This is a genomic window from Acidovorax sp. KPB24-07, assembly GCF_057543315.1.
In genome coordinates, this window is record NZ_BAAJYS010000892.1 from 1 (window position 1) to 656 (window position 656).

Below are 656 nucleotides of genomic sequence, written 5' to 3' on the forward strand. Positions count from 1 at the left end.
AAAACCTTCCGGGTCCATGTCGAACGCCAGGCGCGAGCGCACGATGGCCTGGCGCTCGGCCGGCTCCACCACGTTCGCCAAGCGCACGCAAAGGCCCAGCCGGTCCAGCAGCTGCGGGCGCAACTGGCCCTCTTCCGGATTCATGGTGCCCACGAGCACGAAGCGCGCCGCGTGGCGGTGCGAGATGCCGTCGCGCTCCACCACGTTGACGCCGCTGGCGGCCGCGTCCAGCAGCACGTCGACCAGCGCATCGGGCAGCAGGTTGATCTCATCCACGTAGAGCACGCCGCCGTGCGCGCGCGCCAGCAGCCCCGGCGCGAAGCGCACCGCGTTGCCGGCCATGGCCTGCTCCAGGTCCAGCGTGCCGGCCAGGTGTTCCAGCGATGCGCCCAGCGGCAGCGTGACGAAGGGCGCGCCTTCGATCAGCTCGGCCAGGGCACGCGCAGCGGTCGATTTGGCCGTGCCGCGCGGGCCTTCGATCAGCACGCCCCCCAGTTGCGGATCGATGGCGGCGAGCAGCAGACGCCTGGCGCAGTTGCGGCTCGGCCGGCAACGGCGGCGAAGGGAAAAAGCGCGGGCAGGGAAGGAGTGGCGTCTTGCATGCGGAGGGGTGGGGAAGGCGATGTCAGCCGCCGATCGCGCTGGCCTGCGTCATG

1 pseudogene is annotated in these 656 nt (G+C 71.3%); it reads right to left on the minus strand.

Annotation, left to right across the window (positions count from 1 at the left end):
• Positions 1-602: pseudogene (locus tag AC27IQ_RS26510) on the minus strand (AAA family ATPase); the annotation flags it as partial.
• Between the last annotated feature and the right edge of the window lie 54 nt (positions 603-656).